24 protein-coding genes are annotated in these 23,737 nt (G+C 70.3%); 13 read left to right on the top strand and 11 right to left on the bottom strand.

The features are described from left to right. Positions 1 to 80: 80 nt before the first annotated feature. Together OM513_RS00800 and OM513_RS00795 are read left to right on the top strand one after the other, a co-directional pair. Complete coding sequence (locus OM513_RS00800) at positions 81 to 755, top strand: response regulator transcription factor (RefSeq protein WP_264942243.1); 675 nt, start codon at positions 81 to 83, stop codon at positions 753 to 755. Continuing rightward, positions 752 to 2,113, top strand: coding sequence for a sensor histidine kinase (locus tag OM513_RS00795; protein WP_264942242.1), 1,362 nt, complete (start codon positions 752 to 754; stop codon positions 2,111 to 2,113). The genes OM513_RS00800 and OM513_RS00795 overlap by 4 nt, the downstream gene beginning before the upstream one ends. Positions 2,114 to 2,117: 4 nt before the next feature. Here the strand turns inward: OM513_RS00795 and OM513_RS00790 are convergent, their stop codons facing one another. Further along, positions 2,118 to 2,342 carry a hypothetical protein gene (locus OM513_RS00790; protein WP_264942241.1) on the bottom strand — a complete coding sequence of 75 codons (225 nt, stop codon included), beginning with the start codon at positions 2,340 to 2,342 and terminating at the stop codon, positions 2,118 to 2,120. Between the two features lie 82 nt (positions 2,343 to 2,424). After that, entirely contained in the window at positions 2,425 to 3,438 is a 1,014-nt protein-coding gene (locus tag OM513_RS00785; protein ID WP_264942240.1) for a polyprenyl synthetase family protein, read from the bottom strand. A 123-nt stretch (positions 3,439 to 3,561) separates the two neighbouring features. Here OM513_RS00785 and OM513_RS00780 point away from each other — a divergent pair, with 123 nt between their 5' ends. The 4 genes from OM513_RS00780 to OM513_RS00765 are packed head-to-tail and all read left to right on the top strand — an operon-like array spanning position 3,562 to position 6,909. Beyond that, positions 3,562 to 3,852, top strand: a complete 291-nt coding sequence (locus OM513_RS00780) for a chorismate mutase (protein ID WP_264942239.1) — start codon at positions 3,562 to 3,564, stop codon at positions 3,850 to 3,852. Between the two features lie 36 nt (positions 3,853 to 3,888). After that, positions 3,889 to 5,007: a glycoside hydrolase family 130 protein gene (locus OM513_RS00775; protein WP_264942238.1), complete on the top strand. Its 1,119-nt coding sequence runs from the start codon at positions 3,889 to 3,891 to the stop codon at positions 5,005 to 5,007. Next, positions 5,004 to 6,590, top strand: coding sequence for an alpha-amylase family glycosyl hydrolase (locus OM513_RS00770; RefSeq protein WP_264942237.1), 1,587 nt, complete (start codon positions 5,004 to 5,006; stop codon positions 6,588 to 6,590). Before OM513_RS00775 ends, OM513_RS00770 begins: the two co-directional genes overlap by 4 nt. A gap of 49 nt (positions 6,591 to 6,639) precedes the next feature. Beyond that, positions 6,640 to 6,909 carry a hypothetical protein gene (locus tag OM513_RS00765; protein WP_264942236.1) on the top strand — a complete coding sequence of 90 codons (270 nt, stop codon included), beginning with the start codon at positions 6,640 to 6,642 and terminating at the stop codon, positions 6,907 to 6,909. Positions 6,910 to 7,034: 125 nt separating this feature from the next. Here OM513_RS00765 and OM513_RS00760 read toward each other — a convergent pair whose 3' ends face one another. From OM513_RS00760 to OM513_RS00735, 6 genes are all read right to left on the bottom strand, one after another. After that, positions 7,035 to 7,622: a hypothetical protein gene (locus OM513_RS00760; protein ID WP_264942235.1), complete on the bottom strand. Its 588-nt coding sequence runs from the start codon at positions 7,620 to 7,622 to the stop codon at positions 7,035 to 7,037. A 72-nt stretch (positions 7,623 to 7,694) separates the two neighbouring features. Further along, positions 7,695 to 8,030, bottom strand: coding sequence for a carboxypeptidase-like regulatory domain-containing protein (locus tag OM513_RS00755; RefSeq protein WP_264942234.1), 336 nt, complete (start codon positions 8,028 to 8,030; stop codon positions 7,695 to 7,697). Between the two features lie 18 nt (positions 8,031 to 8,048). Further along, positions 8,049 to 11,462 carry a chromosome segregation protein SMC gene (smc, locus tag OM513_RS00750; RefSeq protein WP_264942233.1) on the bottom strand — a complete coding sequence of 1,138 codons (3,414 nt, stop codon included), beginning with the start codon at positions 11,460 to 11,462 and terminating at the stop codon, positions 8,049 to 8,051. 25 nt (positions 11,463 to 11,487) lie between these two features. Continuing rightward, complete coding sequence (locus tag OM513_RS00745) at positions 11,488 to 12,207, bottom strand: DsbA family protein (protein ID WP_264942232.1); 720 nt, start codon at positions 12,205 to 12,207, stop codon at positions 11,488 to 11,490. Positions 12,208 to 12,237: 30 nt separating this feature from the next. Next, entirely contained in the window at positions 12,238 to 12,948 is a 711-nt protein-coding gene (locus tag OM513_RS00740) for a DsbA family protein (protein WP_264942231.1), read from the bottom strand. Beyond that, positions 12,948 to 13,481 carry a DUF721 domain-containing protein gene (locus tag OM513_RS00735; protein ID WP_264942230.1) on the bottom strand — a complete coding sequence of 178 codons (534 nt, stop codon included), beginning with the start codon at positions 13,479 to 13,481 and terminating at the stop codon, positions 12,948 to 12,950. Before OM513_RS00735 ends, OM513_RS00740 begins: the two co-directional genes overlap by 1 nt. 27 nt (positions 13,482 to 13,508) lie before the next feature. Here OM513_RS00735 and OM513_RS00730 point away from each other — a divergent pair, with 27 nt between their 5' ends. Genes OM513_RS00730 through OM513_RS00715 form a run of 4 tightly spaced genes read left to right on the top strand, consistent with a single transcriptional unit; the run spans position 13,509 to position 17,207 of the window. After that, positions 13,509 to 14,525 carry an A/G-specific adenine glycosylase gene (locus OM513_RS00730; protein WP_264942229.1) on the top strand — a complete coding sequence of 339 codons (1,017 nt, stop codon included), beginning with the start codon at positions 13,509 to 13,511 and terminating at the stop codon, positions 14,523 to 14,525. Then, positions 14,522 to 15,850 (top strand): serine hydrolase domain-containing protein, encoded by a 1,329-nt coding sequence (locus tag OM513_RS00725; RefSeq protein ID WP_264942228.1) that lies wholly within the window; start codon positions 14,522 to 14,524, stop codon positions 15,848 to 15,850. Before OM513_RS00730 ends, OM513_RS00725 begins: the two co-directional genes overlap by 4 nt. Next, a complete protein-coding gene (gene nudC, locus OM513_RS00720) occupies positions 15,847 to 16,758 on the top strand; it encodes an NAD(+) diphosphatase (RefSeq protein WP_264942227.1) in 912 nt (303 codons plus the stop codon). The genes OM513_RS00725 and nudC overlap by 4 nt, the downstream gene beginning before the upstream one ends. Then, positions 16,755 to 17,207 carry a hypothetical protein gene (locus tag OM513_RS00715; RefSeq protein WP_264942226.1) on the top strand — a complete coding sequence of 151 codons (453 nt, stop codon included), beginning with the start codon at positions 16,755 to 16,757 and terminating at the stop codon, positions 17,205 to 17,207. Before nudC ends, OM513_RS00715 begins: the two co-directional genes overlap by 4 nt. 22 nt (positions 17,208 to 17,229) lie before the next feature. On the opposite strand, the gene OM513_RS00710 is transcribed toward OM513_RS00715, so the two are convergent. Next, positions 17,230 to 18,120 (bottom strand): prephenate dehydratase, encoded by an 891-nt coding sequence (locus OM513_RS00710; protein WP_264942225.1) that lies wholly within the window; start codon positions 18,118 to 18,120, stop codon positions 17,230 to 17,232. A 106-nt stretch (positions 18,121 to 18,226) separates the two neighbouring features. Here OM513_RS00710 and OM513_RS00705 point away from each other — a divergent pair, with 106 nt between their 5' ends. After that, a complete protein-coding gene (locus OM513_RS00705; RefSeq protein ID WP_264942224.1) occupies positions 18,227 to 18,835 on the top strand; it encodes a c-type cytochrome in 609 nt (202 codons plus the stop codon). A gap of 95 nt (positions 18,836 to 18,930) precedes the next feature. On the opposite strand, the gene OM513_RS00700 is transcribed toward OM513_RS00705, so the two are convergent. Beyond that, positions 18,931 to 19,818: an LOG family protein gene (locus OM513_RS00700; RefSeq protein ID WP_264942223.1), complete on the bottom strand. Its 888-nt coding sequence runs from the start codon at positions 19,816 to 19,818 to the stop codon at positions 18,931 to 18,933. A gap of 57 nt (positions 19,819 to 19,875) precedes the next feature. Next, entirely contained in the window at positions 19,876 to 20,571 is a 696-nt protein-coding gene (locus OM513_RS00695) for an extensin-like domain-containing protein (RefSeq protein ID WP_264942222.1), read from the bottom strand. Between the two features lie 169 nt (positions 20,572 to 20,740). On the opposite strand from OM513_RS00695, the gene OM513_RS00690 reads away from it, so the two are divergent. Both OM513_RS00690 and serA read left to right on the top strand, forming a co-directional pair. Next, positions 20,741 to 21,895: a phosphoserine transaminase gene (locus OM513_RS00690; RefSeq protein ID WP_264942221.1), complete on the top strand. Its 1,155-nt coding sequence runs from the start codon at positions 20,741 to 20,743 to the stop codon at positions 21,893 to 21,895. A gap of 127 nt (positions 21,896 to 22,022) precedes the next feature. Further along, positions 22,023 to 23,600 carry a phosphoglycerate dehydrogenase gene (serA, locus tag OM513_RS00685; protein WP_264942220.1) on the top strand — a complete coding sequence of 526 codons (1,578 nt, stop codon included), beginning with the start codon at positions 22,023 to 22,025 and terminating at the stop codon, positions 23,598 to 23,600. Positions 23,601 to 23,737 lie beyond the last annotated feature (137 nt).

The raw sequence follows: 23,737 nt of genomic DNA, 5'->3' as shown, positions 1-23,737 counted from the left end.
TCGATGACAGTAACATTTGTTTCCCGCCATGTTCGCGCCCGGCTATCGAAATCCGGCGGTGGCTGGCACATAGGCTGCCCATGCGGGTGCTGCTGATCGAGGATGACGACCGCGTCGCCGACTTCGTCGACAAGGGGTTGCGCGAGGAAGGGCATCTTGCCGCGCGCGCGGCGGACGGCGCTGCGGGGCTGGCGCTCGCCAGTTCCGAACAGTTCGACGTGATCGTGCTCGATCGCATGCTGCCCAATGTGGACGGGCTCAGCGTGCTGCAGACGATCCGCGCGACGGGCGACACCACCCCCGTGCTGATCCTGAGCGCGCTGGGGGCGATCGACGAGCGGGTGAAGGGGCTGCGCGCGGGCGGTGACGATTATCTCACCAAGCCCTTCGCGCTCACCGAGCTGCTGGCGCGGGTGGAGGCGCTGGGCAGGCGCCCCGCCGCGGCCCCGCCCGCCACCGAGCTGCGCATCGGCCCGCTGGAGATCGATATCGCCGCGCGCATCGTGCGCCGTGCCGGGCAGCGGATCGAGCTGACCGCGCGCGAGTTCCGCATCCTCGAATATCTTGCGCGCAACGCGGGCCGGGTGGTCACGCGATCCATGCTGCTGGAGCATGTCTGGGACTATCATTTCGATCCGCAGACCAATGTGATCGACCAGCATGTCAGCCGCCTGCGCCAGAAGATCGAACGCGGGTTCGACGATATGCTGATCGAAACCGTGCGCGGATCGGGCTACCGGCTGCGAACGGGATGAGCCGGCTGCTCACCAGCTTCTCGTTCCGGCTGGCACTGCTCTATGCGGTGCTGTTCACCGTATCGCTGTCGATCCTGCTCGGCTCCTTCTACTGGATCAGCATCCACCGCCCGATCGAATCGATCGAGCATGAGGTGGAGGCCGAGGCGCATCAATATGAGCGGTTGTTCGCCGCGCGCGGGCCGCAGGCGCTGGCGCAGGCGCTGCGCGTGCGGGCGGCGGAGCCCGGCGCGGCCTCACTCGCCTATCACGCGCTGATCGCGGCCGACGGCCATGTGCTGACCACCAACCTGCCGAGCTGGCCCGCCGCGTCCGACGCGCGATGGCTGCGGATCGAGGCGGACATCTATCGCGACGGCGACGAGGACGATCACGAGGCGCTGGTGCTCGATCTGCCGCTGGCGGGCGGCATGCGGATGCTGATCGGCCGCGACATCGAGGAATATGACAAGATCGGCGACGTCATCCGCAACGCGATGGCCTGGGGCGTCCCGGCGGTGCTGCTGCTGGTGATCGCGGGCGGCGCGCTGCTCAGCCGGTCGATCGGCCGCCAGATCGAGGCGATGACCGCGGCCGCGCACCGCGTGATGGCCGGCGATCTTTCGGGCCGCATCCCCGAACGCGGCAACCGCGACGACATGGACCGGCTGGCGGCGACGCTAAACGCGATGCTCGACCGGATCGAGGCATCGCTGGAGGCGGTGCGCCGCGTGTCGGACAGCGTGGCGCACGAACTGCGCACGCCGCTCGCCCGGCTGCAGGCGGAGCTGGCCGAGCTGGCCTGTGCGCCGCCCGATCGCGCCCCGGCGCTGGTCGCGCGCGCGCAGGAGGAGGCGGAGCGGCTGGCGCGGATGTTCGATGGCGTGCTGCGCATCTCGGGTATCGAGGCTTCGCGGCCGCGCGCGGCGTTGCGCCCGCTGGATCTCAGCGCGCTGGTGGCCGACGCCGCCGAATATCACGCCCCCCAGGCGGAAGAGCGCGCGCTGACGCTGGAGACCGCAATCGCCCCCGGCATCGCGGTGACCGGCGATCCGGATCTGTTGTTCCAGGCGGTGAGCAACCTGATCGACAATGCCGCCAAGTTCACCCCGCGCGGCGGGCGCATCGCGGTGACGCTGGCGCGCGAGGGCGGGCAAGCGCTGCTGGGCATCGCCGACAACGGGCCTGGCGTGCCGCCCGAACTGGAGGGCAAGCTGGGCGAACGCTTCTTCCGCGCGCCGGGGACGGAACAGGTGCCTGGCTTCGGCCTGGGGCTGGCGCTGGTGACCAGCGTGGCGGCGCTCCACGGGTCGGAAGTGCGCTTCGCCGATGCCGGCCCTGGCCTGCGCGTCGAATGGCGGCTGCCGGCGGGGGATTAGGGGCTCAGGCTGGCTGGCTGCCGTTCGCTTCATCCCGTTCGTGCGCGGCGATGATGCGTTCGAAGCGGCGCTGCGTCTGGCGCAGGAAGAACGCGCGGAACTGCGCATAGGCCAGCACCATCGCGGCGGCGGCGTAGAGCGCCTTGGCGTTGGCGCTGCCCGAAAGCTGCATCGCGATGCCGATGGCGAGCAGCACGAGCCCGATCATCCGCACCGCCGTTACGAGCATGCGCGCGATCCGCCACCCCCTGGGCGCCAGCGGCCTGCCGGTCAGCGGATCGCGTTCGAGTGAGCCGCCGCTGTCCAAGCGCTCAATAGGCGCGGGCGACGGCGAACTCGACCGCCTCGACCATCGCGTCCTTGGCCGCGCCGTTGGGGAAGCCGCCGATCGCGTCGATCGCGCGCTGGCCGTAATGGCGCGCGCGGGCCAGTGTGTCGTCCACCGCGCGGGTGGCGCGGATCAGCCGTACCGCCTCGGCGAAATCGGTGTCGGCGGCGCGGCGGCCGGAGACGGCCTCCTGCCAGAACACGCGCTCGCTGTCGCTGCCGCGGGCATAGGCCAGGATCACGGGCAGGGTCATCTTGCCCTCCCGGAAATCGTCGCCGGCGTCCTTGCCCATCGTGCCGGCGTCGGAGACATAGTCGATCGCGTCGTCGACAAGCTGGAAGGCGATGCCCAGGTTGCGGCCATAGGCGTCGAGCGCCAGCTCGTCCGCCTCGGGCCGCTCCGCCACCACGGCGGCGATGCGGCAGGCGGCGGCGAACAGCGCGGCGGTCTTGGCGCCGATGATCTCCAGATAGCGTTCCTCGCCCAGATCGATCCGGCGCGTGGCGGTGAGCTGGTTCACCTCGCCCTCGGCGATCACCGCGCTGGCGTTGGACAGGATCTTCAGCACCTTCAGGCTGCCGTCCTCCACCATCAGCTCGAACGAACGGCTGAACAGGAAGTCGCCCACCAGCACGCTGGCCGGGTTGCCCCAGATGATGTTGGCGGTGCGGCGGCCGCGGCGCAGGTCCGAACTGTCGACCACATCGTCGTGCAGCAGCGTGGCGGTGTGGATGAATTCCACCGCGGCGGCCAGCTTGTGGTGGCGCGCGCCCGAATAGCCGAGCAGCCGCGCGCTCGCCAGCGTCAGCATCGGCCGCATCCGCTTGCCGCCGCCCGCGATCAGGTGGCCGGCCAGTTCCGGGATCAGCGGAATGTCCGACTGCATCCGGTCCAGGATGACGGCGTTCACAAGGTTCATGTCGGGCGCCACCAGCTCCAGCATCGGCTCAAGCGAAGGCGGGCGCTCGCTGCCCAGGCGGTGGATCGTGGCGCTCATTATGAGGAGGCGCTCTGGAACCAAGCGGCGGCAAAGGCAAGAGCGGGCGGGGCGGCGGCGGCCGATTCCGGTAACGCGATTCCGGCCCTTGCGCGCGGTCGCGCCGCGGGCGAAAGAGGCGCCATGCCGGACGAGACGCTGAATCGCTACCGCCAGAGCATCGACAATATCGACGCCGCGCTCGTTTTCCTGCTCGCGGAGCGGTTCAAGGTCACCCAGGCGGTGGGCCGCCACAAGGCCGAATCGGGCCTTCCCCCCGCCGATCCGGGGCGCGAAGAGGCGCAGATCGCCCGCCTGCGCGCGCTGGCCAAGTCCGCCGATCTCGATCCCGAGTTCTCGGAGAAGTTCCTGCGCTTCATCATCGACGAGGTGATCCGCCACCATGAGCGGATGCAGGGGGCGGGGGCCGCATGATGCCCGCCGGATCGCAGCGGGCGGGGCGCCGGCACCATGTCCGCTGACGATTATCTGATCTTCACGCCCGGCGACGTCGATCTGGCGCAGTCGCCGCTGCGCGGGTCGATCGACGCGCCCACCTTCGTGCTGGGCGCCTTCAACCCCGGGCTCGCGCGGCTGCCCAACGGCAATCTGCTGCTGATGGTGCGCGTGGCCGAGGCGCTGGCCGATCCGGTGGACGGCGACTGGGTGCAGACGATCCGCTGGACGCCCGAGGGCCATGTGCTGGACCGCCACCGGCTGGCCGGCGTCGAGATGGCCGATCCGCGCACCTTCGCGCTGAAGGGCGCGGGCATGCGGCTCTATGGCCTCACCTCGCTTTCCTGGCTGCTGCCGGTCGAGGTGACGCGCGACGCGCGCGAAATCGTGAAGGTGCATTACGACAAGGCGATCGCGCCATCCGCCTCCTATCAGGAATATGGCGTGGAGGACGCGCGGATCAGCCTGGTCGGCGGAACCTGGTGGATGACGACCTGCGGCGTTTCCGCCGATCGCCAATGTACCGCCATGTATCATTCGGTGAACGGCATCGACTACAAGCCGCTGGGGGTGGTGCTGGATCACCAGAACAAGGACATGATCCTGTTCGAGGGCAAGCCCCACGGCAAATATATGGCTCTCACCCGCCCGCTGGGCGACGCCTATTTCGCCTATCCGGAGGATTCGCCCTGGCTGGGCGGGCCGGCGATCCATTTCGCGGTCTCGCCCGATGCGCTGCACTGGCGTCCGCTCGACACGCCCGGCATCCGCGCGCGCAAGGGAACGCCGGTCAGCGCGCGGCTGGGCGGCGGCACCCAGCCGATTCTGACGCCCGAGGGCTGGCTGATGCTCTATCACGGCGTGGAGCGGCGCGAGGCGGTGGGCGTCTATCGCACCTTCTGGGCGCTGCTCGATCGTGAGGACCCGTCGAAGCCGCTTCGGATCGAGGACAGCCAGCCGCTGATCGAGGCGAACCCGGCGCTCACCGCGCCGCTGGCCGATCGCATGTACCTGCCCACGCCCGTGGTCTTCACCACCGGCATCGCGGACGCGGGCGATCATTACATCGTGGTCTCGGGCGAGGCCGATCTGGCGTGCCGCGTGACCCATATCCCCAAGGAACGCTTCCGGTGACCGAAGCCGCCTGGTGGCAGCGCGGGGTGATCTACCAGGTCTATCCGCGCAGCTTCCAGGACAGCGACGGCGACGGGGTGGGCGATCTGCGCGGCATCGCGGCGCGGCTCGACGATCTTGTCGCGCTGGGCGTGGACGCGATCTGGATCTCGCCCATCTTCCCGTCGCCCATGGCGGACTTCGGCTATGACGTGGCGGATTATTGCGGCATCGATCCGCGCTTCGGTACGCTGGCGGATTTCGATGCGCTGCTGGCCGCGGCGCATGCGCGGGGCTTGAGGGTGCTGCTCGATCTGGTGCCCAACCATACGTCCGAACAGCACCCGTGGTTCGCCGAGAGCCGCAGCGCGCGGACCAGCCCGAAGCGCGACTGGTATCTGTGGCGCGATCCCGCGCCCGGCGGCGGGCCGCCCAACAACTGGATCAGCGATTTCGGCGGCTCGGCGTGGGAATGGGATGCGGCCAGCGGCCAATATTATTACCACGCCTATCTGAAGCAGCAGCCCGACCTGAACTGGCGCAACCCGGCGGTGCGCGCGGCGATGATGGAGGTGCTGCGCTTCTGGTTCGATCGCGGCGTGGACGGTTTCCGCATCGACGTGCTGTGGCACATGATCAAGCACGCCGGTTTCCCGGATAATCCCGCCAACCCGGACTGGCGGCCGGGGCTGCCCGAATTCCTGAAGGTCCTCCAGACCAACTCGACGGACCAGCCGGAGGTGCATGCGATCGCTGCCGCAATGCGCGCGATCGCCGATGAACATGGCGCGGTGCTGGTGGGTGAGATCTATCTGCCGGTCGAACGGCTGATGGCCTATTACGGCAGCGCGGAGGCGCCGGGCGTCCACCTGCCCTTCAACTTCCAGCTCATCGGCGCGGACTGGCACGCCCGCAAGATCGCGCACCGCATCGCCAAATATGAAGGGCTGCTGCCGCCCGGCGCCTGGCCCAACTGGGTGCTGGGCAACCACGATCGCCCGCGCGTCGCGACGCGGGTGGGCGCGCGCCAGGCGCGGGTGGCGATGATGCTGCTCCTCACGCTGCGCGGCACGCCGACGCTCTATTACGGCGACGAGCTGGGGATGGAGGATGTGCCGATCGCGCCGGAGCAGGTGCGCGATCCGCGCGAAATCAACGAGCCCGGGCTGGGCTGGGGCCGCGATCCCTGCCGCACGCCGATGGCGTGGGACGGATCGCCGAACGCGGGCTTTTCCACCGGGGAGCCGTGGCTGCCGCTCCACGCGGACTGGCCCGCGCGCAATGTGGCGGCCGAGCGCGCCGATCCTGCGTCGATGTGGTGCCTGACGCGCGGCCTGCTGGCGCTGCGCCGTGCCCATCCGGCGCTGGCGAGCGGAAGCTGGCATGGCGTGGCGGCGGAGGGCGACGTGCTCGCCTATGAACGGCGGCATGGGGACGCGCGGCTGCTGGTGGCGCTGAACCTGGGCGGCGGAGAGGCTGTGCTGGCGCTGCCCGAAGGACGCTTCCGCCCGTTGCTCACCACCGCCGGGCCGCCGGGCGAAACCGTTGAGGGCATGCTGTCTCTGCGCGCGGACGAAGGCGTGGTGCTGGCCCGGGAACCCTGAGCGGACTCAAGCGCTTGATCCCCGCCTGAATGTAACAGGGGACAAGATTATGAAATTGCTCATAAAGGCGGCGGGTGCCGCAGGATTGCTGACGCTTGCCGCATGCGGTGGCGGCGCTGACGATCGTGCCGCGCAGAATGTCGAGGCGAACGCCGAGGCGATGTCCGACGCGCTCGAGGCCCAGGCCGACGCGACCAACAATTCGGTGCTCGCGGAGATGCTCGAGGACAAGGCCGACAATGTCGAGGACGCGGGCGAGGCCAGGGCACGCGAGATCGATGCCAAGGACGACGCGAGGCTGGAGAACAAGGCGCGCTGAGTCCGGATATCCGTCCGCGCTTCGTTCGGACCTGGCTTGCTGGAGACGATATCCCGTGGCCGATCCCGGCCTGGATGGTCTGTGCAAGCTGGGCAGAACGGAGCGCGGGCGCGCTCTTCCGTGGCCTACCGCGGCCTTCCCTTGCACTTGCGGGCCACCTGCAACCCGCGCAGGAAGCCGCGCCGGGCCAGCCCCGCGTCGATGGAGGCGTCCAGCTCGCGCTGCGCCGATGCCGCGCCGCTCACCTCCCGCACGATCCCGCGGAACGGCACGATTAGCCCGGCGACGGTATGGCCCGTCACCTTCATCTTGCGGCTGTATCTGGGGTCGGGGTTCGCTTCATAGTCTGGGCCGAGCACGGCATTCAGTTCCTCCAGCGACGCTCCGATCTGGCGGCAATTGGCCGCGCCCTGAAAGGAATAGGGGTCCTTGCGCACCTCGACGAGCAGCGGGGGCACCTTGGTCTTCATGATCCCCACGTCGCGCACGGGCTGGGTGGCGATATCCTCGGCCACTTCGCCGGTGGTGCGGCTGTCCCGGGCGTCCTTGGGGTCTTTCGCGTCCCGTTCCTTCGGGTCCTTATCCTTCTTGTCCTTCGACGGTACGGGGGCCTCCTGCCGCTCCTTGCCGCGTCCGTCCTGCGCCAATGCCAACGGCGCAGCCACCAGCCCGGCCACGGCAATCGCACCCCAGAATCCGCCGAACCCCGCCATCGCCACACCTCCCTGACGGCACCTTGCCTGGCATCGACAACGTGCGAGCCCCAGGATTCGTTGCGGCGGCGCTCAATCCGCGGCGGTGGTGCGTTCCAGCACGAAATCCTGCTCCAGCCTTGGCGCGGGCGTGATGCGCAGCGATGCGCTGCCCGGCTTCAGCCCGTCGCGCGCCGCGGTGATCGTCAGCGTCGCACCGGCAGGGATATAGCCGCCCGGCAGTTTCAGCCGGTAGCTGCCGTCGATGCCGGTGGTGGTGCTCACGTCCAGCCGCTCGATCCGCACGGTCACGCCGGCTTCGGGCGTTCCCGCGCCGCTGGTCACCCGGCCGGTTACCAGCACGGGCGCGCCCTGCGCGGCGATCAGCACCGGTGCGGCCAGCGCGGCGAACCAGGTCAGTCGGGTCATCCTCTCGCTCCCTTCCGGCTATTCGGCGGCCAGCAGCCGCTCCGCCCCGCCCAGATCGACGCTGACCAGGCGGCTGACGCCCTGTTCCACCATGGTCACGCCGAACAGCCGGTGCATGCGGCTCATCGTCGCGGCGTTGTGGGTGACGATCAGGTATCGCGTCGCGGTTTCTTGAGTCATCCGGTCGAGCAGGTCGCAGAAACGCTCGATATTGGCGTCGTCGAGCGGCGCGTCGACCTCGTCCAGCACGCAGATCGGCGCGGGATTGGTGAGGAACAGCGCGAAGATCAGCGCGACGGCGGTCAGCGCCTGCTCGCCGCCCGAAAGCAGCGTGAGCGATTGCAGCTTCTTGCCCGGCGGCTGGGCCATGATCTCCAGCCCGGCCTCCAGCGGATCGTCCGAATCAACCAGCTCCAGATGCGCCTGGCCGCCGTTGAACAGCGTGGTGAACAGCCGGCGGAAATGCTGGTCCACCGCCTCGAACGCGGCCAGCAACCGCAGCCGCCCCTCGCGGTTCAGCGTGCCGATGCTGCCGCGCAGCCGGTGGACGGCCTGCACCAGCTCGTCGCGCTCGCGGGCATTGCCCTCCGCGGCGGACATCAGCTCGGCCAGTTCGGTCTCGGCCACCAGGTTCACCGGGCCGATCCGCTCGCGCTCGGCGATCAGCCGGTCGTGCGCGGCCGATTCGTCGCCGGGCTCGCGCACCGTGTCTTCCTTGAAGCCCGCGCGTTCGGGCAGCAGCGGCGGGGGACATTCGAAACGCTCGCCCGACAGGCGGCCCATCTCGATCCGCCGCGCGTCCTGATTCTCGGCGCGCGCGGTGGCGCCGGCGCGATGCTCGCGGGCCTGGGCCAGCGCCTCTGCGGCGGCGCGCACGGCGGCCTCGGTGCCGCGCAGCGCGGCTTCGGCGGCGGCCTCGGCGGCCTGGGCGGCGGCGGATTCGCTGCGTGCGCCCTCGCTCTCGCGCTCGGCCTCGGCGATCGCGGCGTCGAGCTGGGCGGGGCGGCCGCTCAGCGAATCGGCCTCGTCGGAAAGCTCCTGCGCGCGCTTGTCCATCTCGGCGATGCGGCGTGCGGCCTCGCCCGCGCGGGTCTTCCAGCTCCGGCTCTCGGCGCCCGCGGCGGCCAGCCGTTCGCGCGCCGACGCGATCTCGCGCTCCAGCCCGCCGCGCTCGGCGCGGGCGGCGGCGGTGGCGGTGCGGCGGGCCTCGGCCTCGGCATTGAGCGCGGAGACGCGCGCGCGCGTCTCGCTGCCGTCGGGCAGCGCGGCCTTGGCGGCTTCGGCACGGGTCAGTTCGCCGGCCGCCTCGTCGCGCTCGGCGTCCACGCGCGCGCGGCGCGCCTCCAGGTCGGCGCGCTGCGCGTCGAGCCGCTCGAGCTGCCCGGTCGCGCGGTCCTCGGCACGCGCGGCATCGCGCCCGGCGGTTTCGGCATGTTCCAGCACGCGGCGGGCGTCGGCAGCGGCGCGGCGGGCCTCGGCGATGTCGGCGTCGATCCGCGCCAGCTCCGCGTCGGCCGCGTCCACCGCACGCACGGCGGCGGGCCGCGCCTTCTCGATCGCGTTCAGCCGATTGACGCGCTCCAGCCGCTCGGCCGCCGCCGCGCCGCCCGATCGCGCGACATAGCCGTCCCAGCGCCGCAGCACGCCCGCCAGCGTCACCAGCCGCTGGCCCGCCGCGAGCGGCTGGCCGCTGTCGCTCTCGGCCACCAGCACCTGCGCCAGCCGCCGGGCCAGCGCATCGGGCGCGCGGACATGCTCGGCAAGCGCGCTGGCGCCCGCGGGGGCCGGGGGATCGCCCGGCTGCGGCGCGGCGCCCGCCCAGTGGCGCTCGTCGTGCGGGTCCAGCCCGGCCTCCAGATCGTCGCCCAGCGCGGCGGCCAGCGCGCGCTCATAGCCCGCATCGACGTCCAGCTTGTCGAGCAGCCGATCCTTGCCGCTGGGCCGGGTGGCCTTGGCCAGCGCGGCGGCCTCGCTGTCGAGCTGGGCCAGTTCGGCATGGGCGGCGGCGCGTGCGGATTGGGCGCGATCACGCGATTCGATCGCCGATCGCTCCGCGGCGTCGGCGCGGGCCAGCCCGGTGCGCGCGGTCTCTGCCTGGTGCAGCGCCTGTTCGCGCGCCTGGGCGGCACGGGTCTTTTCGGCGCGGAGCGGATCGGCATCCGGCAGCGCGCGCAGCTCGGCCTCGACACGCGCCTGATCGCGGTCGGCGCGCTCCACCCGCGTCCGTGCGGCGTTCAGCGCGGCCTCTGCCACGCGCGCCTCGGCCGCCTCGCTCGCCTGCGCCGCCAGCGCCTGGGCCAGCGCCACCTCGGCATCGCGCGCGGCGCGTTCGGCCTCGGCCAGCGCGGTGTCGAGCTGGGGCATGCGCGCCTGCGAATCCGCGATGCGCCGGTCCAGCGCGGCGCTTTCCTCCTCCAGCCGCGCCAGCGCCTCGGCGGCGTCGCGGGCCAGCGCGCCCTCGCGCCCCTTGTCCTCGGCCAGCCGCAGCGCGGAGGCGCGCAGCTCGCCGATCCGCCGCTCCACGGACGCGCGGTCGCTGCGCAGCGTTGCCAGCCGGTGCATCGCCTCGGTCGCGCGGTCGCGGATGCGAAGCGCCTCGGCGCGGGCGGCGGCCAGCGTTTCGGCCGCGGATTGCTGGGCCGCGGCGGCGGCATCGTGCGCGGCGGTGCGCTCGCTCACCTGCGCCTCGGCCGCCTGTGCCTCGCGCCGGGCCGCGTCGGCGGCGGCCGCGGCATCGCGCCAGCGGGCGAAGATCATCCGCGCCTCGGCGGTGCGGATCCGGTCGGAAAGCTCGCGGTAGCGCTCGGCCTGGCGGGCCTGGCGCTTCAGCGCGGCGGCGCGATTCTCCTGGTCCAGGATCAGTTCGTCGAGCCGGGTCAGGTTCGCTTCTGTCGCGCGCAGCTTCTGCTCGGCATCCTTGCGGCGGACGTGCAGCCCGGCGATGCCGGCAGCCTCCTCCAGCATCGCGCGGCGCTCGCCGGGCTTGGCCTGGATGATCGCGCCGATGCGCCCCTGGCTCACCAGCGCGGGGCTGTGCGCGCCGGTGGCCGAATCGGCGAACAGCAGCGCCACATCCTTGGCGCGCACGTCGCGCCCGTTGATGCGATAGGCGGAACCGGCGCCGCGTTCGATCCGGCGCACGACCTCCAGCTCGCTGTCATCCTCGCCGCCCATCCGCTCGGCCAGGATCGACACTTCGGCGAAGTCGCGCGCGGGGCGCGTCGCCGTGCCGGCGAAGATCACATCCTCCATGCCGGCGCCGCGCATCGATTTCGGGCTGTTCTCGCCCATCGTCCAGCGTAGCGCTTCGAGCAGGTTCGATTTGCCGCAGCCGTTGGGGCCGACGATGCCCGTCAGCCCCGGCTCGATGCGCAGGTCGGCGGGATCGACGAAGCTCTTGAAGCCGGTCAGCCTCAGCCGCTTGATTTGCATCGCCTGCGCCCGCGCGCGCCGTGGCCTATCGCGCCCCGGCCGCCTGCAGCCGCTGCTCGATCGCGGGCCACGATCCGGCGCCTTCCTGCTGCCGGTCGTTGATGAAGAAGGTCGGCGTGCCGCTCACGCCCTTGGCGGTGGCGGCCTCGATGTGCTTGGAGATGGTCTCCAGCGACTTCTGGTCGCTCAGACAGGCGTTGGCCTTGTCCTCGCTGACGCCCATCTGCTTGATCAGGTTCACATAGCCGAGGCCGTGCGCCCATTGGGCCGCCAGCGTGAGCGGCGCGGCCGCGGGATCGAGCGAGCGGTACACCTCTTCGGCCTTGGCGCTCAGCACGTCCTGCTGCTCGTACATCGCGTCGAGCACCGGGAAGAACGCCTCGTTCGAAACGCAGCGGCCGACAAGCGCGATGCCCAGATCCTGCGGGTGGACGAAGAACTCGCGGAACTCATAGCTCACCCGGCCGGTGGAGACGTACTTCTCGCGCAGCGGCGCCATGCCGGTCAGCGCGAAGGCGCGGCACGCCGGGCAGCTTCGCGATCCATATTCCACCAGCTTGATCGGCGCTTCGGGATTGCCCTGGATCATCCCGCCCTCGGGCGTGGGGGTCACCACGTCCACCCATTGCTTGCCGGCGGGCGGAGCGATGTTGGCCACGGGCGGCGCGGTGACGTTGCCGTCGCTGCTGCCGCCGCCGCAGCCGGCCAGGATCATCAGGGGAATCAGGGCAAGCGCTACACGCATTTCAGCTCTCCGTTGGATTCGATGCGGCGGTCATCCGCCATAGCCTTTGAGCACGGGCTCAAGCTGCGCCCAGAGGTAGATGCCGTCGAGCCGGTTGCCGTTCACGAAAAAGGTCGGCGTGCTGTTCACGCCCTGGCTGCGCGCGGTTTCGATCAGCGTGCCGAACGAACGGATGTTGGCCGGATCGTTGAGGCACGCCTGGATGCGCGCGGCGCTCATCCCCTTGCGCTGGAGCAGGTCGATATAGCCGGCCTTGCGCGCCCAGAACGCCTGGACCCTGGTCAGCGGCGCGTCGGCCAGCGGAGCCAGTTCCGCGTCGGTGGCCGATTCGGCGTTGGCGTTCAGCCGCTGCTGCTCGGCGTAGAAGGCGTCGAGCACCGGGAAGAAGCCGGCATCGGTGGTGCAGCGGCCCAGGATCGCGCCCGCCGGATCCTGCGGATGCACCGGATAGTCGCGGAATTCATAGCTCACCTTGCCGGTGGCGATATAGTTGGCGCGCAGCGGCCCCACGCCTTCCTGCGCGAAGCGGCCGCAGGTGGGGCAGCTTCGCGATCCATATTCCACCAGCTTCACCGGCGCGTTGGGATTGCCCTGGCGCACGCCGCCGCCCGGCACGCGCGCCACCACGCGCACCCAATCCACCTTCTGCGCCGCCGGCGCGGCAGCGGGGGGCGTGGCAGGCCCGGCAGCGGCCAGCCCCAGCAGCGCGAACGGGGCGAGAAGGGCATGCAGGGGACGCATCAACTGATCTTTCCGATCTTGGGAATGCCCGATTGCGCCGCAACGCCCGCCGCAAGCGATTCGAGCACGGCCTTCAGCTCCGGATCGGCGATGCCGCGCAGGCTCTCGCCCAGCTCGTCGGGCACGTGATCGGGCGCGGGGGGAGCGACGGCGCGGCCGGGGCGCTTCACATCGCCCTGGCGGATCGCCAGCCGCGCCACCGCGGGATAGCCGAAGAAGCGGTTGACCCGTTCGACGATCTCAGGCGCCACATGCTGCAGCATCGTGCCGTGCGCGCCGCTGACGACCAGGTGGAGCACCCCCGAGTCGCGCTGGCCGCGCGGGAAGCGGATCGCCTCGGGCGCGGAAACGGCGGCATAGCGATCGCCGACGATCTCGCCCCAGCGGCTCACCACCGAATGCTGGACGAAGCCGAAACGGCGGAACGCCGCGCGGCCGACGCTGGGCAGCAGCTCGGAAACCGGGCGGGCGCGGTTGGCGCGCTGGGCCTCGGCCTTCGGCTTGCGGGTGGTGGTGCGCGGAGGCTTCGTCATTCCATCCGGTCCATGCCATAGGGGCCTGTGCCCGACAACATCTCCGCAGCGCTTCTGAGCTGGTACGATGCCAATGCCCGCACGCTGCCGTGGCGCAGCGCGCCCGGACCCTATCGCACCTGGCTGTCAGAGGTGATGCTCCAGCAGACCCAGGTCGCCACGGTGATCCCCTATTTCGAGCGGTTCACGGCGCGCTGGCCCGATTTCGAAAGCCTGGCGGCGGCGGACGACGCCGATCTGATGTCGGCCTGGGCGGGGCTCGGCTATTATGCCCGTGCGCGCAACCTGCTGGCCTGCGCGCGGGAGGTGGCGCAGCGCGGCGCGCTGCCGGACAGCGAGGCGGAGTTGCGCACGCTGCCCGGCATCGGCGGCTATACCGCGGCGGCGATCGCCGCCATCGCCTTCGGCCGCCGCGCGGTGGTGGTCGATGCCAATGTCGAGCGGGTCGTCGCGCGGCTGTTCGCGCTGGAAGAGGCGCTGCCGGGCGCCAAGCCGCGCATCCATGCGCTGGCCGATTCGATCACGCCGCAGGAGCGCGCTGGCGATTTCGCCCAGGCGATGATGGATCTGGGCGCCACGGTCTGCACCGCGCGCGCGCCCGCCTGCCTGGCCTGTCCGCTGCGCCGCGCCTGCGCGGGGTTCGCGGGCGGGGCGCCGGAACGGTTCCCGCTGAAGGCGCGCAAGCCGGATCGGCCGCTGCGGCACGGCACGATCTTCTGGGCAGAGCGCGACGGGCATGTCCTGCTCGTGCGCCGCCCGGCCAAGGGGCTGCTCGGCGGCATGCGCGCGCTGCCCACCGGCCCCTGGACCGATTCGCCGCCCGGGCTGGCCGACGCGCCGTTCGATGCGGACTGGCGCATTGCCGGGGCGGGCGTTTCGCACGGCTTCACCCATTTCCGGCTCGATTGCGCGCTTGCGACTGCCACAATCGCGGAGCATTCAGGGCAGGTTACGGGCGAGTGGTGGCCCGTGGCGGCGATCGGCGATGCGGGCCTGCCCACGCTGTTCGCCAAGGCGGCGAAGGCGTTGGGGAGAGGGCGATGATCAAGCGGAACTGGGTGCGGCTGGCGCTGGCCGGCGTGGCGACGGCGGGAATCGCGGCGGGCACACCGCTGTGGCATCCTGCGCCCGCCAATGCCCAGGCGGTGGCCGTACAGGCGGAAACCGGCGGCCCCTGGCCCGCCACGGCGGCGGCGGCATCGGCCTATGTCACCAGCGGCAAGATTCCCGGCGCGGTGGTGGCGATCGGCCGCAAGGGCGAGTCGCCCGACTATCTCACCTATGGCGCCATCGCCGCCGATGCGGGAGCCCCGCGCGCCGACGAGAACAGCCTGTGGCGCGTCTATTCGATGACCAAGCCGGTCACCGGCATCGCCGCGATGATCCTGGTCCAGGAAGGCAAGCTGAAGCTCGATCAGCCGATTTCGGACTTCATCCCGGCGTTCAAGAACATGAAGGTGCTGGTCGATCCGGCCAAGGACCTGACCAGCCGCCCGGCCAAGCGCGAGATCACGGTGCGCCACCTGCTCACTCACACCGCGGGGCTGGGCTACAACATCATCACCACCGGGCCGCTGCTGGCTGAATACAACCGGCTGGGCATCACCCCCGGCGCGCTCAACACGGCGCTGGAGGCGACGGCGCGGCCGGTGCGCCCCGCCAGCCTGGCCGAGTTCGCCGATCGCGTGGCGACGCTGCCGCTGATCGCCGATCCGGGCGACAAATGGAGCTATTCGATCGCGCTCGACCTGCTCGGCCGCGTGATCGAGGTGGCCAGCGGAATGCGGTTCGATACCTTCCTCGAAACCCGGCTGTTCCGCCCGCTCGACATGAGCTCGACCTGGTTCACGGTGCCCGCGTCCGAAAAGGGGCGGCTGGCGACCAACTATACCTGGCTGGGCGAAACGCGCCTGCCGATCGATCCGGGCGCTACATCGGTGTGGCTCACCCCGCCCAGCTTCCCCTATGGCGGCGCCGGGCTGGTCTCCTCGGCGCGCGACTATGACCGGTTCCTGGCGATGCTCCAGAACGGCGGCGACCTGGATGGCGTGCGCGTGCTGAAGCCGGAGACTGTGAAGCTCGCGATGTCGAACCTGCTGCCCCCGGGCACCGATACCGCGGGCCTTCAGGCGCTCTCGGGGCTGGGCGCGCCGCTCGGCTTCGGTGCGGGCGGGTCGGTCTATCTTGCCGATGCGCCTGACGGGCCGGGCAAGGGCACCTTCGGCTGGGCCGGCGCGGCGGGAACGCTCGGCTGGGTCGATCCGGTGCGTGGCGTGCGCGGCACGGTGATGGTCAATTACTTCCCCGACACCCGCTATCCGGTCCGCACAGACGTGTCGAAGGCGGTCTACGCCGACCTGGCCCGGTGAGTCCCGGCTTCACGGGCGCGACAATCGATCGCGCCGATCGCGTCCGCGCCGATCCGGAAGCGCTGGCGGCGGTGATGGCCGATCCGCGCGCGCGGCTGCTGCGCTGGCGCAACCTGGATCCGGAGATCGCGGACGGGCACCTCGCGTGGGGGCCGCTCGCCGATGCCCCGGCGGGCGGGGAGGTGGTGTTCCTGGGCCTGGACGAAGGTGTGCCGTGCTTCGCCGCGGCCGATCCGGCAGAGCCCCCGGTGAAGGGGCGCAACCCGGCGATCTTCGCGGCGCTGGCGGCGCTTCCGGTTGCGGAGGCCGCGCTCTATGCCGGTGCCCGCAGCGTGGTGGACTGGCACATGCGGCACCGTTTCTGCGCGCAATGCGGCACCCCGACTGCGCCGTTCAAGGCCGGCTGGGGCCGCCGCTGCCCCGCCTGTTCGTCCGAGCATTTTCCGCGCACCGACCCCGTCGTCATCATGCTGGCCGAGTTTCGGGGTCGCGCGCTGCTGGGCCGCGGACGCGGCTGGCCGCCGGGCCGCTATTCGGCGCTGGCGGGCTTCGTCGAGCCCGGCGAATCGATCGAGGAGGCGGTTGCGCGCGAGACGCTGGAGGAATCGGGCGTGCGGGTGGCGCCGGAAACGGTGCGCTATATCGCCAGCCAGCCCTGGCCCTTTCCCTCGTCGCTGATGATCGCCTGCATCGGCGCGGCGCAGGGCGACGCGCTCGACATCGACACGACCGAGCTGGAGGACGTGATCTGGGTGACGCGCGACGAGGTCCGCGCCAGCTTCGCGGGCGAACCCGCGCCGTTCCTGCCGCCCCCGCCCTTCGCCATCGCCCACACGCTGCTGAGGACCTGGATGGCGGAGCAGGACGAGTCAGCGGAGGCGCCGCGGCTTGACGAGGATGCGCGATGACCGTGCTGTTCGCTGCCCTGATCGCCGCCGCGCTGCCGTTTCCGGCCGTGCAGGACGCCGCGGCGCTGGGCCGGGCGGGAACCGCGGCCTTCGATCGCGGCGCCGGCGCCGGCGTCACGCCGCAGACGATAGGCGAGGAGACACGCTGCGCGCTCTACTGGGATCAGTGGCGCCGCGCGATTTCGGACGGCGTGCCCAGCGCGGCGCTGCTGGCCGCACTGCCCGCGGCGGTGAGCGAGGAGGCCACCGGCCGCACCGCCAGCGCCTGGTCGTCGCGCGTGATGGACGTCCATTTCGAACGCAACGGCAATCTGGATGCCATGCACGGCCAGTTCGAGCGGGAGGCACCCGCGCTGCTTTCCGGCATCGACAACGCCGTGTTCGGCGACGTGAAGGCGATGGACGGCCTGATGGAAATGCTGGGCATCTGCCGCAACGTGCCGGGCTGATCCGGCGGACGCGGCTTCGGGCTCAGCCCCGCTTGCGCGCCTGGGGATAGGTGCCCAGCACGCGGACGTGCTTGGCGTGGAACTGCAGCTCGCGCAGCGCCTCGGCCACATTGGGGTCGTCCGGGTGGCCGACGATGTCCGCGTAGAATTCGGTCGCCGCGAAGCTGCCGCCGCGCTGATAGCTTTCCAGCTTGGTCATGTTCACGCCGTTGGTGGCGAAGCAGCCGAGCGCCTTGTAGAGCGCGGCGGGCACGTTGCGCACCTCGAAGATGAAGGTGGTCATCTGCGGCCCGGTGCGCGGGCGTTCCGGCGCGGATCGGGCCAGCACCACGAATCGCGTCATGTTGTGCTCGGCGTCGGCCAGCCCCGAAGCCAGCACGTTCAGGCCATAGAGCTTGCCCGCGCCCGGCGGCACCAGCGCCGCGACTTCCGGATTCGCCATCTCGGCCACCACCGCGCCGGCGCCCGCCGTGTCGGGATAGGCCACCGGCATGATGCCGTGCGCCTTCAGCCAGTTGCGGCACTGGCCCAGCGCCTGGGTGTGGCTCATCGCCTCCTTCACCTGATCCAGCGTGCCGGTGGCGGCGAGCTCATATTTGATCGGCAGGAAATGCTCGCCGGTGATCACCAGCCCCGATTCGGGCAACAGGAAATGGATGTCCGCCACGCGGCCGTGCAGCGAATTCTCGATCGGGATGATCGCGCAATCGGCCGCGCCTTCCTTCACCGCGTCGATCGCGTCCTCGAAGCTGAAGCAGGGCAGCGGCAGCCCGTCGGGAAAGGCCTGGAGCGCCGCGACGTGCGAATTGGCGCCGGGCGCGCCCTGAAAGGCGACCGCGCGCTCCGGATGGGCGGCGGCGGCGGCGGTCATGGCGGCGACGATCGGGCGTGCCGGGGCGGCGAAGTTCTCCATGGTGGGCGCGCGCTAGCCGGGTGCGCGATCGTGGGCAACCCTAGCTTGCGATGCGTCGAAGGCGGTACTAAGGGGGCACGTCTTTTCTTCTGGGGCATCGCTGGAAATGGATGATCGTTCGAATACGTTCGCGGGCTGGGCTCTGGCGGGTGGCATTGTGGCGCTCGGGCTTTCGATCGTGAGCGGCATCGTCTTCAAGTCGGAGCGTCCGGAGAAGATGGGTTACCCGATCGAGGGTGTCGAATCAGGCGGCGAGGGCGGCGGCGCGGCCGCCGTGGCGCCGATCGCGGTGCGCCTGGCCTCGGCCGACGTCGCCAAGGGCGAGACGGTGTTCAAGCAGTGCACCGCCTGTCACACGATCAACCAGGGCGGCGCCAACGGCATCGGCCCGAACCTCTACGCCAGCGTGGGCAAGGCGCACGGCCATGTCGCCGGCTTCGCCTATTCGGACGCGCTGAAGGGCGTTCCGGGCAACTGGACGTTCGAGGCGCTGGACGAGTGGCTCACCAGCCCGCGCAAATATGCCCCCGGCACCAAGATGACCTTCGCCGGCATCGCCGATGCCCAGGCGCGCGCGAACGTGATCGCCTATCTCAACGCCCAGGGCTCGAACCTGCCGCTTCCGGCCGCCGATGCGGCTCCTGCGGCCGCCGCGGCAGAGGGCAATGCCGCCGCTCCGGCGGAAGGCAACGCCGCGGCGCCGGCCGCGCACTGATCCGCGAAGCGATTCGCTGATCCGGCAAAAAAGGGCCGGGCCGCATTGGCCCGGCCCTTTTTGCATCCGGCCTCGAAGCAGCCTCCAGGCCGCCGTCAGGCCCGGCCGCTGGTCCGCGGTGTCTTGCCGCGCCAGAAATCCTGCACGATCTCCCAGCCTTCCTCCGCTCCCTCGCAGAAGTGGAACAGGTTCAGGTCGCGCGGGCTGATCACGCCTTCCTCGCACAGCGCCTCGAAATTGACGACGCGGCTCCAGAATTCCTTGCCATAGAACAGCACCGGGATCGGGCTGACCTTGCCGGTCTGGATAAGCGTCAGCAGCTCGAACGCCTCGTCAAACGTGCCGAAGCCGCCGGGGAACACCGCCACCGCGCGCGCATGGAGCAGGAAGTGCATCTTGCGCAGCGCGAAATAGTGGAACTGCATGCTCAGCCCGGGGGTGACATAGGGGTTGGGCGCCTGTTCGTGCGGCAGAACGATGTTCAGCCCCACCGATTCGGCGCCGACATCCGCCGCGCCGCGGTTCGCCGCCTCCATGATCGAAGGGCCGCCGCCGGAGCAGACCACGAAATGCTTCTTCCCCGATTCGTCGAGCGGGAAGTTGCTCGTCATCCGCGCCAGCTCGCGCGCGACATCGTAATATTTCGATTTGGCGATCAGCCGCTCGGCGATCCGCTTCGACTGGTCATCGTCGGCCAGCGCGCGCAGCGCGACCGCCTTGCCGGGTTCCGGAATCCGCGCGGAGCCATAGAAGACGAAAGTCGACGCGATGTTCGCCTCGTCCAGCAGGAGCTGCGGCTTGAGCAGTTCGAGCTGGAAGCGCACCGGGCGCAGATCCTCGCGCAGCAGGAAATCCATGTCCTGGAAGGCGAGGCGATAGGCCGGATGCTCGGTCTGGGGCGAGCTGCTGATATCCTTGACGCTCTCGGCGTCCTGCTTCGCGGGGCGGAATACGCGCGAAGGTACATGCGTTTCGTCGGTCATTCGTCCGGGCTTAGATCATCTGCGCGATATAGGAAATGGCGGGCACCCGGCGGCGGTTCAGCGGCAGAAGGGGCCGGTGCCCATGTCCAGGTGCAGGTGGTTGTAATGCGCCGCGTTGTAATCGGGGCTCAGCACGGTCTGGAACCGGCGGCACGCGGACTTGTGGATGGTCTGGAGGAAGGCGCGGATCTGAAGGTCCGGCGATCCCCATCCCGTCTCGATCGTGATCCTGCGCCCGTCGGCCAGGACGAAGGCGGAGACGTCCACCGCGTTGCCGCGGCCATGTTCGGAAAGCTTGGCGGCGCCCTGTGCCCCGCGGCCCACCACGCCGCGGCAGGCATAGGTGCCATAGGTCTCGACGCGCACCAGCCGGCTGCCCAGCACCTGCCACGCGGCGGGCGCGACGGCGTGGCGCACCCAAGCGGTAAAGGCGCGCGCCAGCGGGCAGCGCATCTCCTTCAGCCCCGTCACCGGCACGCCGATATCGTTGAGCGAGACCGCCCCGGCGACGATGCAGCCGCTGCCATAGTCGCGATCGGGAACCGGCGTGTAGCGGACGTCCGCGCGCACCAGATCGGTGAAGCATTGCTGAGTCTCGGCGCTGGGCGGAAGATCCAGCGTCACGGGTCCGCCGGGGCGTTCGCGGATGGGGAAGGGCGCAGGCCGCGGCGCGGCCCGGTCGCCGCCGCCGAAGCAGCCCGAAAGGGTAAGGCCGATCAGCGCGGCCGCGATCATCCGGCGCCAGTTTCGCATGCGCCGAGGCTAGGCGAACATGGTTAACGAATTGCCAACGCCGTGCCGGCCGCGACGTTTGAACGGGCGCCGCCAAGGCCGCGATTGACTTTGCCGGCGCCGTCGCTAGTTCGGTCGACGGGCCACGCGGTCCCAACGCCGCGCGTGCTCTCTGCAAGGAGAGTCTGACATGACTGAACTTACTGCCGCGGGCGCCGTTGCGCCTGCCAAGCCTGCCACCCTTCCGGCGCGCCCCTTCTTTTCCTCCGGTCCCTGCGCGAAGCCCCCGGGCTGGTCGCCCGAGAAGCTCGCCACCGAGTCGCTCGGCCGCTCGCACCGCTCGAAGCTCGGCAAGAACCGGCTGCAATATTGCATCGATCTGATGCGCGAGATGCTCGCGCTGCCCGATACGCATCGCATCGGCATCGTCCCCGGTTCGGATACCGGCGCATTCGAGATGGCGATGTGGACGATGCTGGGCGCCCGCCCGGTCACCACGCTGGCGTGGGAGAGCTTCGGTGAAGGTTGGGTCACCGATGCCGCCAAGCAGCTCAAGCTCGATCCCACGGTGATCCGCGCCGGTTACGGCGAACTGCCCGATCTGTCGCAGGTCGACTGGAGCAACGACGTGCTGTTCACCTGGAACGGCACCACCAGCGGCGTGCGCGTGCCCGACGGCGAATGGATCCCCGCCGATCGCGAGGGGCTGAGCTTCGCCGACGCCACCTCTGCCGTGTTCGCCTATGACATTCCGTGGGACAAGATCGATGTCGCCACCTTCTCGTGGCAGAAGGTGCTGGGGGGCGAGGGCGGCCATGGCGTGCTGATCCTCGGCCCGCGCGCGGTCGAGCGGCTGGCCAGCCATACGCCGGCCTGGCCGCTGCCCAAGGTGTTCCGCCTGATGTCGAAGGGCGCGCTGGCCGAGGCCGTGTTCAAGGGCGAGACGATCAACACCCCGTCGATGCTGGCGGTGGAGGACGCGATCTTCGCGCTCGAATGGGCGAAGTCGCTGGGCGGGCCGGAAGGCCTGATCGCGCGATCGGACGCCAATGCCGCCGCGCTCGACCGGATCGTGGAGGCGCGCGACTGGCTCAGCCACCTCGCCGCCGATCCGGCCAGCCGGTCGAAGACCAGCGTGTGCCTGTCCGTCGCGGGCGCCGACGAGGGCTTCATCAAGAAGTTCGCCGGGCTGCTCGAGAAGGAAGGCGCGGCCTATGACGTCGCCGGATATCGCGATGCCCCGCCGGGGCTGCGCATCTGGTGCGGCGCGACGGTCGAGACCGCCGATATCGAGGCGCTCGGTCCCTGGCTCGACTGGGCCTATGCGGCCGTGAAGGCTGGCTGACCCTTTGGCCCGCTCCCCTCCGGGGGAGGGGCCGGGAGAGGGAAGGCCCTCTCCGCCGATCCGAACATCGACAGGGCCGGGGCGCTTTCCCCGGCCGCTCCCCTGAAGGGGGAGAGGGAGAATTGAAATGCCCAAGGTACTGATTTCCGACAAGATGGACCCGCTCGCCGCCCAGATCTTCCGCAACCGCGGGGTCGAGGTGGACGAGATCACCGGCAAGACGCCCGAAGAGCTGATGGCGATCATCGGTAAATATGACGGCCTGGCCATCCGCAGCTCGACCAAGGTGACCAAGGAGATACTGGAGGCCGCGACCAACCTGAAGGTGGTGGGCCGCGCCGGGATCGGCGTGGACAATGTCGATATCCCGGCCGCATCGGCCAAGGGCGTGGTGGTGATGAACACCCCGTTCGGCAATTCGATCACCACCGCCGAACACGCCATCGCGCTGATGTTCGCGCTCGCCCGCCAGCTTCCGGAGGCGGATGCCTCCACCCAGGCGGGCAAGTGGGAGAAGAACCGCTTCATGGGCGTCGAGCTGACCGCGAAGACGCTGGGCCTGATCGGCGCGGGCAACATCGGCTCGATCGTCGCCGATCGCGCGCTGGGGCTCAGGATGAAGGTGGTAGCCTATGATCCGTTCCTGACGCCCGAGCGCGCGCTGGAGATGGGCGTGGAGAAGGTGGAGCTGGACCAGCTCCTGGCCCGCGCCGACTTCATCACGCTCCACACGCCGCTGACCGATCAGACGCGCAACATCCTGAGCGCGGAGAACCTGGCCAAGACCAAGAAGGGCGTGCGCATCATCAACTGCGCGCGCGGCGGGCTGATCGACGAGGCGGCCCTGAAGAAGGGGCTGGAATCGGGCCATGTCGCCGGCGCCGCGCTCGACGTGTTCGCGGTGGAGCCCGCCAAGGAGCATCCGCTGTTCGGCACGCCCAACTTCATCTCCACCCCGCACCTGGGCGCGTCGACCACCGAGGCGCAGGTGAACGTGGCGATCCAGATCGCCGAGCAGATGGCCGACTATCTGACCACCGGCGGCATCACCAACGCGCTCAACGTGCCGAGCCTGTCGGCCGAAGAGGCGCCGCGGCTGAAGCCCTATATGGCGCTGGCGGAAAAGCTGGGCAGCCTGGTGGGCCAGCTTGCCCATGGCGGCATCGCGCGCGTCTCGATCCACAGCGAGGGCGCGGCGGCCGAGCTGAACCAGAAGCCGATCGTAAGCGCGGTGCTGGCCGGGTTCCTGCGCGTCCATTCGGATACGGTGAACATGGTCAACGCCCCCTTCCTGGCGAAGGAGCGCGGGATGGAGGTGCGCGAGATCCGCACCGAGCGCGAGGGCGATTATCACTCGCTGATCCGCGTATCGGTGAAGACCGGCGCGGGTGAGCGTTCGGTGGCGGGCACGCTGTTCGGCGATGCCGCGCCGCGCCTCGTCGAGCTGTTCGGCGTGAAGGTCGAGGCCGATCTGGCGGGCGACATGCTTTATATCGTCAACGAGGACGCCCCCGGCTTCATCGGCCGCCTGGGCACCGCGCTGGGCGAGGCGGGCGTGAACATCGGCACCTTCCACCTGGGCCGCCAGTCGGCCGGGGGCGAGGCGGTGCTGCTGCTCTCGGTCGACGATCCTGTCGGTCCCGATCTGGTGGCCGCGGTCCGCGCGCTGCCCGGGGTGAAGACGGTGATGGCGCTGAAGTTCTGACATCGCCGGCGCGTCATCCCGGCTTTCGCCGGGATGACGGCTTGGCTAGGGACGCTTCCAGCTTCGCCGAAGCGGCACCGGCCCGCTCCCCCGCCCGGCCACCCACAGGATACTGCCGATGGGTGGCCGGGCGGGGG

Source organism: Sphingomonas canadensis (assembly GCF_026013525.1).
GTDB classification, from domain to species: domain Bacteria; phylum Pseudomonadota; class Alphaproteobacteria; order Sphingomonadales; family Sphingomonadaceae; genus Sphingomonas; species Sphingomonas canadensis.
Note: the sequence above shows the minus strand (reverse complement) of the source record. Positions and strands in the feature narration are given on the sequence as shown.